Origin of the sequence: Haemophilus parainfluenzae, from assembly GCF_900638025.1 — a bacterium.
GTDB lineage: Bacteria > Pseudomonadota > Gammaproteobacteria > Enterobacterales > Pasteurellaceae > Haemophilus_D > Haemophilus_D parainfluenzae_J.
Genome location: NZ_LR134481.1, coordinates 646,009 through 660,985, shown reverse-complemented (window position 1 = coordinate 660,985; position 14,977 = coordinate 646,009). Strand labels below are relative to the sequence as shown.

General features: G+C 40.0%; 14 protein-coding genes. 12 read left to right on the top strand and 2 right to left on the bottom strand.

Annotated features, from left to right (window positions below; translation table 11 throughout):
* Positions 1-108 precede the first annotated feature (108 nt).
* From EL215_RS03345 to EL215_RS03305, 9 genes are all read left to right on the top strand, one after another.
* Positions 109-2,109, top strand: a complete 2,001-nt coding sequence (locus EL215_RS03345) for an OPT family oligopeptide transporter (RefSeq protein ID WP_126470173.1) — start codon at positions 109-111, stop codon at positions 2,107-2,109.
* A 47-nt stretch (positions 2,110-2,156) separates the two neighbouring features.
* Complete coding sequence (cysQ, locus tag EL215_RS03340; RefSeq protein ID WP_164757091.1) at positions 2,157-2,966, top strand: 3'(2'),5'-bisphosphate nucleotidase CysQ; 810 nt, start codon at positions 2,157-2,159, stop codon at positions 2,964-2,966.
* Between the two features lie 73 nt (positions 2,967-3,039).
* Positions 3,040-4,521, top strand: a complete 1,482-nt coding sequence (gene zwf / locus EL215_RS03335; RefSeq protein ID WP_126470169.1) for a glucose-6-phosphate dehydrogenase — start codon at positions 3,040-3,042, stop codon at positions 4,519-4,521.
* A gap of 84 nt (positions 4,522-4,605) precedes the next feature.
* On the top strand, positions 4,606-5,304 hold the full coding sequence (gene pgl / locus EL215_RS03330) for a 6-phosphogluconolactonase (protein ID WP_126470167.1): 699 nt from the start codon (positions 4,606-4,608) through the stop codon (positions 5,302-5,304).
* A gap of 33 nt (positions 5,305-5,337) precedes the next feature.
* Complete coding sequence (locus EL215_RS03325; protein ID WP_126470165.1) at positions 5,338-5,730, top strand: GNAT family N-acetyltransferase; 393 nt, start codon at positions 5,338-5,340, stop codon at positions 5,728-5,730.
* Between the two features lie 26 nt (positions 5,731-5,756).
* Complete coding sequence (locus tag EL215_RS03320; RefSeq protein WP_032828078.1) at positions 5,757-6,173, top strand: hypothetical protein; 417 nt, start codon at positions 5,757-5,759, stop codon at positions 6,171-6,173.
* Between the two features lie 87 nt (positions 6,174-6,260).
* Entirely contained in the window at positions 6,261-7,715 is a 1,455-nt protein-coding gene (gnd, locus tag EL215_RS03315) for a decarboxylating NADP(+)-dependent phosphogluconate dehydrogenase (RefSeq protein WP_126470162.1), read from the top strand.
* 79 nt (positions 7,716-7,794) lie between these two features.
* On the top strand, positions 7,795-8,115 hold the full coding sequence (locus tag EL215_RS03310; protein ID WP_126470160.1) for a DUF4298 domain-containing protein: 321 nt from the start codon (positions 7,795-7,797) through the stop codon (positions 8,113-8,115).
* A 129-nt stretch (positions 8,116-8,244) separates the two neighbouring features.
* Positions 8,245-8,448 (top strand): YMGG-like glycine zipper-containing protein, encoded by a 204-nt coding sequence (locus EL215_RS03305; protein ID WP_049357284.1) that lies wholly within the window; start codon positions 8,245-8,247, stop codon positions 8,446-8,448.
* Between the two features lie 42 nt (positions 8,449-8,490).
* Here the strand turns inward: EL215_RS03305 and srmB are convergent, their stop codons facing one another.
* A complete protein-coding gene (srmB, locus tag EL215_RS03300) occupies positions 8,491-9,819 on the bottom strand; it encodes an ATP-dependent RNA helicase SrmB (protein WP_126470158.1) in 1,329 nt (442 codons plus the stop codon).
* Positions 9,820-9,889: 70 nt separating this feature from the next.
* Here srmB and EL215_RS03290 point away from each other — a divergent pair, with 70 nt between their 5' ends.
* Positions 9,890-10,588, top strand: a complete 699-nt coding sequence (locus EL215_RS03290) for a tRNA1(Val) (adenine(37)-N6)-methyltransferase (protein ID WP_164757050.1) — start codon at positions 9,890-9,892, stop codon at positions 10,586-10,588.
* A gap of 34 nt (positions 10,589-10,622) precedes the next feature.
* Here EL215_RS03290 and pnuC read toward each other — a convergent pair whose 3' ends face one another.
* The gene (gene pnuC, locus EL215_RS03285) at positions 10,623-11,306 is read right to left on the bottom strand and encodes a nicotinamide riboside transporter PnuC (protein ID WP_049357277.1); all 684 of its coding nucleotides are present in this window, start codon (positions 11,304-11,306) and stop codon (positions 10,623-10,625) included.
* Positions 11,307-11,505: 199 nt separating this feature from the next.
* On the opposite strand from pnuC, the gene rapA reads away from it, so the two are divergent.
* Complete coding sequence (rapA, locus tag EL215_RS03280; protein WP_126471992.1) at positions 11,506-14,268, top strand: RNA polymerase-associated protein RapA; 2,763 nt, start codon at positions 11,506-11,508, stop codon at positions 14,266-14,268.
* 1 nt (position 14,269) lies between these two features.
* Complete coding sequence (rluA, locus tag EL215_RS03275) at positions 14,270-14,929, top strand: bifunctional tRNA pseudouridine(32) synthase/23S rRNA pseudouridine(746) synthase RluA (RefSeq protein WP_126470154.1); 660 nt, start codon at positions 14,270-14,272, stop codon at positions 14,927-14,929.
* The last annotated feature ends 48 nt before the right edge of the window (positions 14,930-14,977 follow it).

Below are 14,977 nucleotides of genomic sequence, written 5' to 3'. Positions count from 1 at the left end.
GAAATTTAGATAAATTCTAATCATAAGCGATTAACTTTAAATAAAACTTGAATAAATATTCTTTTTTTGAGAATGTATAGTCATTTTTCAAAATAAATAGGACAATCTATGTTGCATGATAATTTAAAAGAATTGACCTTTCGAGGAATATTCCTCGGTGCGTTAATCACAGTGATTTTCACTGCCTCTAACGTTTATTTAGGTCTTAAAGTAGGGATGACATTTGCCTCCTCCATCCCAGCTGCCGTAATCTCTATGGCAATTTTAAAATTCTTCAAGGACTCCAGTATCTTAGAAAATAACATGGTGCAAACCCAAGCTTCATCAGCGGGGACCTTATCTTCTGTTATTTTCGTTCTTCCAGGCCTATTAATGATGGGTTACTGGCAGGAATTCCCATTCTGGCAAACTGTACTTATCTGCGCCTCTGGGGGCACCTTAGGCGTACTATTTACCATTCCATTACGTCGTGCAATGGTGGTGAACAGTGACCTGCCTTATCCTGAAGGTGTGGCAGCAGCTGAAATTTTAAAAGCAGGTAACAATAATGAAAACGATAGCGGTGTAAAAGATATCGCTTACGGCGGTATTTTTGCAAGTGTTGTTGCATTCTTAACAAACGCATTACGTGTCATGTCTGATAGTGCAAGTGCCTGGTTTTCCAATGGTAAGGCGGTTTTTCAACTACCGATGGGCTTCTCTCTCGCATTAGTTGGTGCCGGCTATTTAATTGGTATTGTAGGCGGTCTTGCAATGTTATTTGGAACATTTCTCGCTTGGGGTGTAGCTGTACCTTATTTCACGGCGACAGGTGATATGCCAACCGATGCTTCTATTGTAAGTTATGCGATGACGGAATGGAAAACCAAAGTTCGCTTTATTGGTGTAGGCACTATCGGTATTGCTGCAATCTGGACATTATTAATCCTTCTCAAACCAATGATTGAGGGAATGATTCATTCTTTCCGTATGTTAAAAGGCTCACAAGCACAATCCGAACATCGTATTGATATCGACTTATCACCAAAAACCATTATTTATATTTTGTTGGCGACTGTCGTATTAATCGTGATTTCCTTATATCACTTCGTTGCAGCCGCACCAATCTCTGCTGAACTTGCCGTGTTATTAGTGGTAGTTTGTACTGTACTTGCGGTGCTAATTGGCTTCTTCGTCGCAGCGGCATCGGGTTATATGGCGGGATTAGTTGGTTCATCTTCTAGCCCAATTTCAGGTATCGGAATTATTTCCGTTATCGTGATTTCACTTGTTTTAGTGACAATTGGTAAAAGCAGTGGTTTATTTGAAACGGCAGACGGTCAAAAATTCTTAACCGCATTGACCTTATTCACCGCATCTATCGTATTAACCACAGCAACCATTTCAAACGATAACTTACAAGACTTAAAAACCGGTCTTTTAGTTGAAGCCACCCCTTGGAGACAACAGGTTGCATTGATTATTGGTTGTTTTGTTGGTGCATTAGTGATTGCACCGGTATTAGAGATTTTATACCACGCTTATGGTTTCACGGGTGCATTACCTCGTCCAGATATGGATCCAACACAAGCACTTTCTGCACCACAAGCAACCATTATGACCACTATTTCAAAAGGTATTTTCACCAACCAATTAGAGTGGACTTACATTTTAAGTGGTGTAGGTTTGGGTGTGGTGTTAATCATTGTTGATGCATTTATGCGTAAAACCAGCAACGGTCGCTTTGCCTTACCTGTTTTAGCAGTAGGTATTGGTATTTATCTTCCACCATCAATTAATATGCCAGTTGTAGTTGGTGCCGTGATGGCATGGCTTATTTCTCGTCATATTAAGAACTATGCAAAACGAACTCACAATACTGAAGTGGAGAAAAAAGCTGAACGTTTTGGTACACTTTTCGCTGCCGGTTTAATCGTGGGCGAAAGCTTAATGGGTGTTATCTTAGCCTTCATTATCGCGGCTTCTGTGACATCTGGCGGTTCTGAAGCGCCATTAGCCTTAGCGTTAGAAAACTGGGATAATATGGGTGAATTACTCGGTCTTGCCGTATTTATCTTTGGTATCGTCATTTTCGCTTCTCGTGTGCTACGAGCGAAAAAAGCCCAATAATCAATCACCATAGGCTATCTTCCGATAGCCTATTTTTATAAGAGAAAATTATGCAATTATCTCAATCTCTTCTCGATCAAGTCCGCTCGCTCGCCAATGAAGCGGGAAAACATTTGGCTCGTTTTTATCAACAGAATGTGGCAATACAAACTAAATCGGATAACACACCTGTGACAGAAGCAGATTTATTTGTCAGCCAGTTTTTAATCGAAAAACTAACCGCTCTTTTCCCTGATATTCCTGTTCTCTCAGAAGAAAATTGCAATATTCCGTTTGAACAACGTCAAACTTGGCAAACCTATTGGTTGATCGATCCCCTTGATGGCACTCAGCAATTTATTAATCGCACGGATCAATTTTCGGTCTTAATTACACTCGTGCAAAACCACCAACCTATACTTGGCGTCATTCACTTTCCTATTCTAAATATCACTTATTACGCCATGAAAAGTTTCGGGGCTTTCAAACAAACCGACAAAGAGATAAAAGCCTTACAACCACGAAAAATTGATCTCACAAAACCTTTAAAAATCGCCGTAGGTGCCACCACCTCACAAGAAAAAGTGCGATCAATTTTAGCGAAGAATTTAGCATGCGAATTTACGGTGGTCGGTTCAAGTAGTTTAAAAAGTGGCTTAGTCGCAGAAGGAGCGGTTGATTGCTATATTCGCCTCGGCAAAACCGGCGAATGGGACACTGCAGGCGCTGAAATTTTATTAGCTGAAATCAATGGTAGAATTTTCGATCCACAATTTCAGCCACTTACCTATAACCAGCGTGAAAGTTTAATTAATCCAAACTTTGTGATGGTGTCAGATAATACACAAAATTGGGCATCTGTCTTTCAATTTAATTGATTGGCTCGATTGGTAAAGTGCAGTAATATATTACATTATTTAAAATAACCGACTCGGAACAATAAGGAATAATATGCAAACGAATAATAACTGTATCGTGATTTTTGGTGCTTCTGGTGATTTAACCCACCGTAAACTCATTCCAGCACTTTACAATCTTTTCAAATTTGGTCGCCTGAACCAATTTTCTGTATTGGGTGTCGCGCGCTCAGAATTAAACAATGACACTTTCCGTGAAAAAATGCGTGAAGCGCTACTTAAAACAGAAGAAACTACGCCAGAAACGCTAGACGCTTTTTGTAGCCATCTCTATTATCAAGCCATAAATACATCTGATGCGGCTGATTACGGTAAATTAGTACCTCGTTTAGAAGAATTACATACTAAATATCAAACGAATGGCAATACCCTTTACTATATGTCAACGCCACCAAGCTTATATGGTGTGATTCCAGAATGCCTTGCAGCTCACGGTTTAAATACAGAAAAAGAGGGTTGGAAGCGCATTATTGTCGAAAAACCTTTTGGTTACGATGAAAAAACAGCGCAAGAACTCGACGTTCAAATTCATCGTTTCTTTGAAGAGCATCAAATCTATCGTATTGATCATTATCTTGGTAAAGAAACTGTACAAAACTTACTTGTTTTACGTTTCTCAAATGGGTGGTTTGAGCCTCTTTGGAACCGTAATTTCATTGATTATGTGGAAATTACCGGTGCTGAATCAATGGGTGTAGAAGAGCGTGGTGGTTATTATGATGGATCCGGTGCAATGCGTGATATGTTCCAAAACCACTTATTACAAGTTTTAGCCATGGTTGCCATGGAACCTCCTGCAATCATCAATGCGAACTCAATGCGTGATGAAGTAGCCAAAGTCATGCATTCTTTACGCCCATTAACGCAAGATGATGTTGAACACAACTTAGTGCTTGGTCAATACACCGCAGCCGAAATTGATGGCAAAGAAGTCAAAGGCTATTTACAAGAAAAAGGCGTACCAGCTAACTCTCGCACTGAAACCTTTATGGCCTTACGTTGTGAAATCGAAAACTGGCGTTGGGCAGGTGTACCTTTCTATGTACGTACAGGTAAGCGCTTGCCGGCACGTGTGACAGAGATTGTGATTCATTTTAAAACTACGCCACATCCTGTATTCAGCCAAAATGCACCAGAAAATAAATTGATCATTCGCATTCAACCCGATGAAGCCATTTCAATGCGTTTCGGCTTGAAAAAACCAGGCGCAGGCTTTGAAGCAAAAGAAGTGTCAATGGATTTCCGTTATGCGGATTTAGCAGGTGCACAAGTATTAACCGCTTATGAACGCTTATTATTAGATGCGATGAAAGGCGATGCAACCTTGTTTGCTCGTACTGATGCTGTGCATGCTGCATGGAAATTTGTGCAACCGATTTTAGATTACAAAGCGAATGGTGGGCGTATTCACGAATATGAAGCGGGTACTTGGGGCCCTGTAGCAGCCGATAAATTAATTGCAAAACAAGGTAAAGTGTGGCGTAAACCGACAGGTTTAATGAAGAAAAAAGTTTAATTAATCTAATGTAGGGTGGGTTAAAGCCCACCTCTCTTAATATCGAATATAATAAATTGTGGGCTAAAGCCCAACGGAAAATCAATGAACTCTATCAGCTTCCCAACGGCTCAACACGCAGTCGATAAAATTGCTCAAGAATTTGTGATTTACAGTCAATTAAATCATCCTGTGCATATTTCTCTTTCTGGCGGATCAACACCTAAGTTGTTATTCAAAACCTTAGCCAAAACGCCTTATTCGGAACAAATTAACTGGAAAAATCTGCATTTTTGGTGGGGTGATGATCGCATGGTTCCACCATCTAATCCTGAAAGCAACTATGGTGAAGTGCAAAAACTTTTATTTGATCACATTCAAATTCCGGCAGAAAATATTCATCGAATTCGTGGTGAAAATGAACCACACTTTGAGCTAAAACGTTTCGAAGAAGAATTAAGTGCGGTCATTCCAAACGGTGTTTTTGATTGGATTATTTTAGGTATGGGAACAGACGGTCATACCGCGTCTCTCTTCCCACATCAAACCAATTTTGATGATGAAAACCTTGCTGTCATTGCAAAACACCCTGAAAGCGGTCAAATCCGCATTTCTAAAACAACCAAACTGATTGAACAAGCCAAACGCATTACCTATTTGGTCACTGGCGAAAGCAAAGCGGACATTTTAAAAGAGATCCAAACGACGCCTGCAGAAAATCTGCCTTACCCTGCTGCCAAAATTAAATCAAAAAATGGGGTGACGGAATGGTATTTGGATAAAGCAGCAGCTAAATTGCTATAACAAGTTGAGTATCAAATATTACAGGCTTGCAAAATGATAGACTACAAAGTGAATGAACCGATTTCAGTTAAACAATTTATTGCACTGCTAAATAAAACAACGCTAGGGGCACGCCGTCCGTTAGAGGATGAAAAACGCATCGCAGCGATGTTGCATCATGCGGATTTATTAGTCACCGCTTGGGATGGTGAACGATTAGTGGGTGTGGCGCGTTCGGTGACGGATTTTGCCTACTGCTGTTATTTATCTGATTTAGCGGTTGATGAACAATATCAAAAACAAGGTATCGGTTTGCAGTTAATTGAACACACTAAACAAGCCTTGCACCCACAAGCCAAAATTGTGCTTTTATCTGCTCCGCAAGCGGTGGATTACTATCCGCATATTGGGTTTACGCAACACATGAGTGCGTGGATGAAGAGTTAATTTATTAGAATGATATGGAGACAAAAATGAAAAAATTGTTTGTACTACTTACTTCAACTTTGTTATTTGCTTGTTCATCTGGGCCATCTTTAGATCAGTTAGCGGCACAAATGCCAAAAGATAATCGCTCAGTAATGCTTCAAGTTCCAGAAGCAGGAAACCCAGTTTCAAATGGAATGCTTGTAGCAACGATTAGAACCGCAGGTGGTACTTCAGGAAAACGACTCGTATCTCTTTTAGCTACAGATAATTTACATATCGGAATTGCAGGGAACAGTCAATCTGTGAATAAAGCAGTTGCTATGTATGGACTAAATAATGCAGAAAAGGTCGGCAAAGATGTATCTTTATACCTTGTTGGAGATAGTGAAAGCGATAAAGCAGATCTAGAAAAAGCAGCAAAAGCGAAAAATGTAGAAATGCATTACATTATGCAAAAATAATCAAATTAAACACAATGTAGGATTAGCCTACCAGTAACATCATAACAAATTACAGTGGGCGATTCCTCTTATCAACAGGAGAAAACAATGTCAGTAAAAGGCGACATCGGTGTTATCGGCTTAGCCGTAATGGGGCAAAACCTCATTTTAAATATGAACGATCATGGCTTTAAAGTTGTGGCATATAACCGTACCACGTCAAAAGTGGATGAATTTTTGCAAGGTGCGGCAAAAGGTACCAATATTATCGGCGCATACTCTTTAGAAGATTTAGCTTCTAAATTAGAAAAACCACGTAAAGTGATGTTAATGGTGCGCGCGGGTGATGTAGTGGATCAATTCATTGAGGCATTATTACCGCACTTAGAAGAAGGCGACATCATTATTGATGGCGGTAACTCTAACTACCCAGATACAAATCGTCGTGTAAAAGCATTGGCCGAAAAAGGCATTCGCTTTATCGGTTCGGGTGTTTCGGGCGGTGAAGAAGGTGCGCGTCATGGACCATCTATTATGCCAGGCGGTAATCAAGAAGCATGGCAATATGTTAAACCTATCTTCCAAGCAATCTCTGCTAAAACCGAACAAGGTGAGCCTTGCTGTGACTGGGTTGGCGGTGAAGGTGCTGGCCACTTTGTGAAAATGGTTCATAATGGTATTGAATATGGCGATATGCAATTAATCTGTGAAGCTTACCAATTCTTAAAAGAAGGTTTAGGCTTAAGCTATGAAGAAATGCAAGCTATCTTCGCAGAATGGAAAAAAACTGAACTTGATAGCTATTTAATTGATATCACCACCGATATTCTTGGTTATAAAGATACTGATGGTGAACCATTAGTTGAAAAAATCTTAGATACCGCAGGTCAAAAAGGGACAGGTAAATGGACGGGTATCAATGCATTAGATTTCGGTATTCCATTAACCTTAATCACTGAATCTGTCTTTGCTCGTTGCGTCTCTTCATTTAAAGATCAACGTGTTGCCGCTAATCAATTATTCGGCAAAACAATTCAACCAGTTGAAGGCGACAAAAAAGTGTGGATTGAAGCGGTGCGTAAAGCCTTATTGGCGTCTAAAATTATTTCTTACGCACAAGGCTTTATGCTGATTCGTGAAGCCTCTGAACAATTTGGCTGGAACATCAACTACGGCGCAACGGCATTATTATGGCGTGAAGGTTGTATTATCCGTAGCCGTTTCTTAGGTAACATCCGTGATGCATACGAAGCGAACCAAGATTTAATCTTCTTAGGTTCAGATAGCTACTTCAAAGGCATTTTAGAAAACGCATTAAGCGACTGGCGTAAAGTGGTGGCAAAATCGATCGAAGTGGGTATCCCAATGCCTTGTATGGCCTCTGCAATCACTTTCTTAGATGGCTATACTTCAGCACGTTTACCGGCAAACTTGTTGCAAGCACAACGTGACTACTTCGGTGCTCACACTTATGAACGTACTGATAAACCTCGTGGTGAATTCTTCCACACCAACTGGACAGGCCGCGGTGGTAACACAGCATCTACCACTTATGATGTGTAAATCTAAAAACGCATGATAAACTCACCGCACTTTGTTCGCATAAAGTGCGGTTTATTTTTACCTTAGTTTGGAGAAACCTATGTTACCTCAATCACGCTTAGATAAAATTTCAGAAATGGAAAACCTTCTTAATGAAGCAGAGAGTTTCTTAGTCGAAACAGAACAATTTCTTGAAAAATGGCAAGCCTTCTTACCAAAAATGAAAACCTTAGAACACTATTATTTTGATGGTGATTGGCGAGAAGATTATCAAGCTTATGAGGACGGTAAGATCCCCGAGGATATGCCTTGTGGTGTATTAAGTGAAGATTTAGTGTTTAATGCCAGTACAGGACACTATGGATTGGCAATTGAATATTTGAAAGTGGTAGCGAAAGTATTAGATCAAGCTAAAGATTAACATTCAATATATTTAATTGTTCAGAAAAACATCGAAAAACGCATATTTTTGAACTTTCATTCATCTCTGTTTGTCTTACGGATTACTATCAATATAGATAGTTTTATATGTTAAACACGGAGAGATCCTATGAAATTAATTGGAAAATCACTTGTTATCGCGATGACTGTTATTTCTCTTGCAGCATGTGGAAATATGAACCGCACTCAGAAAAATACAACAGCTGGCGCCGCTATCGGTGGTGCAGCAGGCTATATGCTTGGTGGTAATACCGCAACCACATTAGGTGGTGCCGCATTAGGTGGCGTAATCGGTAGCCAAGTCAATAAATAGTCAAAAAAATAACCGCACTTAATAAGTGCGGTTATTTTTTTATTATTTATCATCTGTTTTTTCTGCGCTTGGTTTACGGCGTTTACCTATATTTTTCGTATCTTTATGACGCAGTTTAGCTTTCTTCTTCACCTCTGATTTTTTCTTTTCTTCACGCTTTTCTTTAATACGCGCCTTTTGCTTTTTAGACATGGATTTTACTTCTCCATCTTTCGGTGGTTTAGTGCGAGGCTCTAATCCTTCTAAAATACGTGCTTTCAAAAGATCTTCCGTATAGCGTTTAATTTTACCGAGTAATTTGTAATCATGTGCTTCGACAAAAGAAACGGCGGTGCCTTTTTTCCCTGCACGAGCCGTACGACCAATACGATGTAAATAGGTATCTGCACTATAAGGTAAATCGAAGTTCATGACATGCGTCACATCATCAATATCAATCCCACGAGCAGCCACATCAGTGGCTACTAACACAGTAACAACTCCCAATTTCAATTTATCAATGGCATTATTACGTTGTGTTTGCGCCATATCGCCTTCTAAATAAGTGGAACGAATGCCTCGTTTACGCAAGGTTTCAGACAGCTCACGCACATCTTCGCGACGACGGACAAATACAATACCACGACTCACTTTCTCGGTTTCGATAAAACGTGCAAGCAACTTAATTTTATGTTCATTGCTATCGGCGTGATAATACCACTGGTTGATTTTCTTGCGCTCACGACGACTTGGCTCAGCATCGATTTTTACCGGATCATTCAATAAACGTTCTGCGAAATCAACTAATAGCTCCCCTTCTAAGGTGGCTGAGAAAAGAAGAGTTTGCTTGCGCCAACGCGTTTCAGCGGCAATTTTCTCCGCATCTTGGCCAAAGCCCATTTGCAACATGCGATCCGCCTCATCAAAAATCAGCATTTCTACCGCACGACAATCAAAGTTTTCTTCTTTGATGTATTGCAATAAACGACCCGGTGTTGCCACCACGATATCCTGATTTGAATTAAATACTTCTCCATGATTTTGATACGCTACACCGCCAGTAATGGTTGTAATCTTCAAATGCGTGAACTGCGCTAACTCTTCCGCTTGCTCTGCAACCTGCATCGCTAACTCACGGGTTGGTGTTAAAATTAAAATGCGAGGCGCGCCTGGCTTACGACGCGGATAATCTAATAAATGCTGAATCGCTGGCAATAAGAATGCAGCAGTTTTGCCTGTGCCTGTTGGTGCAGAACCGAGCACATCACGCTCTTCCATGGCAGCAGGAATTGCTTCTAATTGAATGGCAGTTGGGCGAGTGTAGCCTTTCTTTTCTAAGGCTTTTAATAATTCGGCGGAAAGATCGAATTCTTCAAATGGAGATAAATTCATTATTTTGCGTTAATTTGTTAAAATTGGGGCTGATTATACCTGAAAGAGCGGTCATTTTCCGCAAGATTTTATGAGCAGCTTTACCTTCAAACAATTCCATATTAATCAACAACATTGTGCAATGAAAGTCGGCACTGACGGCATTTTACTGGGGGCTTGGGCGGATGTGTCTGATTGTCATCGTATTCTTGATATGGGAACTGGCACAGGCTTGGTTGCATTAATGCTCGCCCAACAAAGTCATGAGCATTGCCAAATTGAAGCCGTTGAACTTGATCTCCTTGCAGCACAACAAGCACAAGAAAACTTCCAGGCCTCGCCATGGCACAATCGTCTTCATTTAACACACCAAGATGTGCAAACTTATTGCCAACAAACAGCACATCAATTTGATTTAATTGTGGCTAACCCGCCTTATTTTGCGCAAGGTGTGGAATGTAAAAATGACGAACGAGCCCTTGCCCGTTATGTTCAACAAAGTCATTTAGATTGGCTAAATTGGGCGGCAAGTTATTTATCCGAAAAAGGAAAAATCAGTTTTGTCTTGCCTTATGAGGCGGGGAAAACGTTGATAAATTCAACCGCACTTTATTGTATTAAGCAGACAGATGTCATGACAAAAATAGGGAAAGATCCACAACGAATGTTACTCACGTTTAGCCGAGAGCATTTACCACAGGTAAAAGATAGCTTGGTGATTTATGACGAAAACAATCAGTACACCGAAGCATTTATTGCGTTAACGAAGGCATTCTATTTGAAAATGTAAGGGCATATTACTATGCCCTTTTTAATTGATGTGATTAGTGGCTTTCCGCTTTGACGAGCTTTGTCCAGTTATAATAACCATATAATGAGTTAAGTAAGTAAGCACTATACATTAAGTACATCGCTGGCTGCTCTGCCCAAAGTAAAATGGAAAGCACATTTAAGACAATCCATAATAACCATTGCTCACGATAACGCAAAATCATCAATAATTGCGCTGCTACGGTGATAATCGTGGTTAAACCATCTAATCCCGTAGAACTCCCGCCTGCTGCTTTTAACGCCTGTACAAAGCAAAATGTACCGATCCCAACACTCACGAGTAAAATTGCCCAACCTTTTGGCGTCAAAGCTTTGGCAATTACACTTTCACCACCATTATCGTTTTGCATGTGTTGTTTCCACATAAAATAACCGATAAATTGTGATGGGATATACACATAGAGCACCGTATTCATTTCGCCAAGAAAATTGTTTCCCCATGCGACATAAAAATAGGTGTAAGCAAAAATAAGCCCAAAGAAATAGTTGCTAATTTTTCCTTTACTCACCAATACCACACAGAGAATACCTGCAATACCCGAAATCATGCCTAATGGGCTATCTGGCGCAAGAACATAAGCAATAATTTGCGCGGCAAGGAAAATAACTACCCATGCCACTTCAAAAGGCTTCCAACCGGATAAAAATTCTTCTTTAAGTCGTTCTGTCCAATTCATGGAACACTCCTATTTTATGAGAAAGTACGTCATTTTTACACCGCACTTTTTTAAAGTAAAGCCTAGGTGACATTTAATTTAATTATTGTGAGAAAAATCACACTTTATTTTTCATGCTTTTAGATGTCCATGCCTTGCTTTCCCTTATAATCAGACTACAATATCGCCCCATTTTAAGAGATTCATTAAGAGGAAGATGATGTCATTTGCAATCGGTCAACGTTGGATTAGCGAAACAGAAAATAGCCTCGGATTAGGGATGATTACAGCCTTAGATTTCCGTTCTGTAACCCTTCACTTTCCTGCCACAGATGAAACCCGAATTTATGCGGTGACACAAGCGCCATTAACCCGAATTGCATTAAATAAAGGAGAACAACTTCATCACCAAGCGGGTTGGCAAGGTGAAGTCCTTGATGTTCAGGAAATGAATGGTCTCTTATTTTATTTAGTCAAAAATGCGCAAGGCGAAGAGATTATCGTCAATGAAAAAGAACTTTCCCCGATAATTTCTTTTAGCCAGGCAAAAGATCGCCTCTTTTCAGCACAAATTGACCGCAGTGAACATTTTGCGTTGCGTTATCAAACCCTTCTGCATCAACAAGCTCAATTTCAATCGCCTTTGCGAGGCTTACGAGGCAATCGTGCGGGTTTAATTCCTCATCAACTTCATATTGCACAAGAGGTAGGAAATCGTATCAATCCTCGCGTGCTCTTAGCGGACGAAGTGGGGTTAGGTAAAACTATTGAAGCGGGAATGATTTTGCAAAATCAACTTTTTGCTGAAAAAGTACAACGTGTATTAATTATTGTACCGGAAACCTTGCAGCATCAATGGCTTGTCGAAATGCTTCGTCGTTTTAATCTACATTTTTCATTATTTGATGAAGAACGTTGTGAGGATTTTGCTGAGCAAGCCATCAATCCATTTAGCACGGAAAGCTTAATTATCTGCGCATTAGATTGGCTAAAAGCACATCCTCATCGCGTACAACAAGCCATTGAAGCTGAATTTGACTGTTTAATTGTCGATGAAGCGCATCATTTGGCTTGGTCTGAAAATGCACCAAGCACCGCTTATTTATTGATGGAACAATTAGCGAACGCTATTCCGTCTGTTTTATTACTCACTGCAACGCCTGAACAACTAGGTTTGGAAAGCCATTTTGCACGCTTGCGCTTGCTTGATCCTGAGCGTTTTTATGATTACCAAGCCTTCTTAAAAGAACAGGAAAATTATCAACCTGTTGCGGATGCCGTGCAATCTTTACTCTCAGAGAAGCCGCTAAGTGCGGACGAAAAAAATCATATTTCTAATTTACTTCATGAGCAGGATGTCGAACCATTATTTAAAGCCTTAGCCTGTCATAATGACGACGAAAAGCAAGCGGCACGACAAGAACTCATTCAAAATCTCATCGATCGACACGGTACAAGCCGTATTTTATTTCGCAATACACGCCAAGGTGTAAAAGGTTTCCCGCACAGGGTTTATCACCAAGTCACAATTGATGCGGCTGAAGTAGATGAAAAAATTCATTGGTTAATTGATTTCCTAAAATCACACCGAAATGAAAAAATCTTAGTCATTTGTAAAACTGCACAAACAGCAATTCAACTTGAGCAAATTTTACGAGAAAAAGAAGCCATTCGCAGTGCTGTTTTCCATGAAAGAATGTCAATCATTGAACGAGATCGCGCGGCGGCTTATTTTGCCGATACCGATAATGGTGCTCAAGTTTTACTGAGTTCTAGCATTGGTTCTGAAGGGCGAAACTTCCAATTTGCTTGTCATCTCGTACTCTTCGATTTACCAGAGAATCCTGACTTACTTGAGCAATGTATTGGCCGTTTAGATCGTATTGGACAAACGCAAGACGTACAAATTTACGTACCTTGCCTCGCAAACTCTGAGCAGCAAGATTTAGCACGTTGGTATCATGAAGGTTTAAATGCTTTTGAACAAACTTGCCCTATTGGCATGACATTGTTTGAACAATATGAATCGTTACTAAAAGTGCGGTCAGAAAATAAAGCGGATTTTGAGCAACTTATTCTCCAAACGCAAAAACAAGCAAAAGCATTGCGCTTAGCCTTAGAGAAAGGACGCGATCGTTTGTTAGAATTAAATTCTAATGGTGGAGAAAAGGCACAACGACTTGCAGCAGAAATCGCTCAAACAGATAATTCACCACAATTAGTCGATTTTGCACTGAATTTATTTGATATTATTGGTGTAGAACAAGATGATTTAGGTGAAAACAGCATTGTTATCACACCAACGGGCACCATGCTTGTTCCTGATTTTCCTGGATTAAAAGAAGAAGGTGTTACAGTAACTTTTGACCGACAACTTGCCCTTGCGCGTGAAGAATTAGAATTTCTTACCTGGGATCATCCAATGATACGCCAAGGCATTGATTTAATCGCTTCTGGTGACATTGGCAAGGCATCAATGGCATTATTAGTCAATAAACAGCTGCCTGCTGGCACTCTGTTGGTTGAATTGATTTATATGATTGAAAGCCAATCACCAAAAGGTTTGCAACTGAATCGTTTTCTTTCGCCTACACCTGTTCGCTTATTGCTGGATAGCAAAGGAAACGATCTCGCCGGACAAGTTAATTTTGATACATTGCAAAATAAACTTAAGCCGCTAGGTAAAAACATTACGAATAAAATGGTCAAAATGGCTCGTCCAAATATTGAGCAATTAATTAAACTAGGCGATCACAAAATAACTGAAATTGCACAAGCTCAAATTCGAGAAGCCGGTAAATTAGCAGATCAAACATTGACCTCTGAGCTCAATCGACTTATCGCCTTAAAAGCTGTAAATAAAAATATTCGCCAGGCAGAAATTGATGTATTAGAAAAACAACGCGTGCTTTCTCTGGAAGAGTTAAGTAAAGCAAGCTGGCGATTAGATAGCCTTCGGGTAATAGTGACAAACAAGGAATAATATGGCACTTATTGAATACCATCCCCCTTTAGAACCTTATTTAGATATTATCTATCAAGATAATCATATCTGCGTAGTAAACAAACCGAGCGGTTTACTTTCAGTCCCTGGCAATCAACCCGAATACTATGACAGTGCAATGAGCCGAGTGAAAGAGAAATTTGGATTTTGTGAACCCGCACACCGTTTAGATATGGCCACAAGTGGGATTATTCTATTTGCATTAAGTAAAGCGGCAGATAAAGAGTTAAAACGTCAATTCCGTGAACGTGAGCCAAAGAAATATTATCAAGCTTTAGTATGGGGACACTTAGAACGAGATAATGGGGAAATTAATCTTCCTATGATTTGTGATTGGGAAAATCGCCCGCGCCAACGCATTGATTTTGTATTTGGCAAAAGAGCGGTCACTTTTTATGAAGTTTTAGAACGGTTACCAACTAACTGTACTCGAGTTAAACTGACCCCAATCACAGGACGTTCGCATCAACTTCGTTTACATACGCTCGCACTTGGACATCCCATTTTAGGGGACAAGTTTTATTCTCACCCACAAGCTAAATCGATATCACCTCGCTTATGCTTACATGCAGAAGAACTTACGATTACGCACCCTATCACAGGTGAAAAAATGACATTCAAAGCTAAAGCTGAATTTTAGAAAAAGAAATATAAAAAAGGCTCACATAAGTGAGCCTTTTTATTTTAT

Coding starts and splice junctions, on each gene's coding strand:
- EL215_RS03345 (WP_126470173.1), top strand. CDS start 109: ATGTTGCATGATAATTTAAAAGAATTGACCTTTCGAGGAATATTCCTC.
- zwf (WP_126470169.1), top strand. CDS start 3,040: ATGCAAACGAATAATAACTGTATCGTGATTTTTGGTGCTTCTGGTGAT.
- pgl (WP_126470167.1), top strand. CDS start 4,606: ATGAACTCTATCAGCTTCCCAACGGCTCAACACGCAGTCGATAAAATT.
- EL215_RS03325 (WP_126470165.1), top strand. CDS start 5,338: ATGATAGACTACAAAGTGAATGAACCGATTTCAGTTAAACAATTTATT.
- EL215_RS03320 (WP_032828078.1), top strand. CDS start 5,757: ATGAAAAAATTGTTTGTACTACTTACTTCAACTTTGTTATTTGCTTGT.
- gnd (WP_126470162.1), top strand. CDS start 6,261: ATGTCAGTAAAAGGCGACATCGGTGTTATCGGCTTAGCCGTAATGGGG.
- EL215_RS03310 (WP_126470160.1), top strand. CDS start 7,795: ATGTTACCTCAATCACGCTTAGATAAAATTTCAGAAATGGAAAACCTT.
- EL215_RS03305 (WP_049357284.1), top strand. CDS start 8,245: ATGAAATTAATTGGAAAATCACTTGTTATCGCGATGACTGTTATTTCT.
- srmB (WP_126470158.1), bottom strand. CDS start 9,819: ATGAATTTATCTCCATTTGAAGAATTCGATCTTTCCGCCGAATTATTA.
- EL215_RS03290 (WP_164757050.1), top strand. CDS start 9,890: ATGAGCAGCTTTACCTTCAAACAATTCCATATTAATCAACAACATTGT.
- pnuC (WP_049357277.1), bottom strand. CDS start 11,306: ATGAATTGGACAGAACGACTTAAAGAAGAATTTTTATCCGGTTGGAAG.
- rapA (WP_126471992.1), top strand. CDS start 11,506: ATGTCATTTGCAATCGGTCAACGTTGGATTAGCGAAACAGAAAATAGC.
- rluA (WP_126470154.1), top strand. CDS start 14,270: ATGGCACTTATTGAATACCATCCCCCTTTAGAACCTTATTTAGATATT.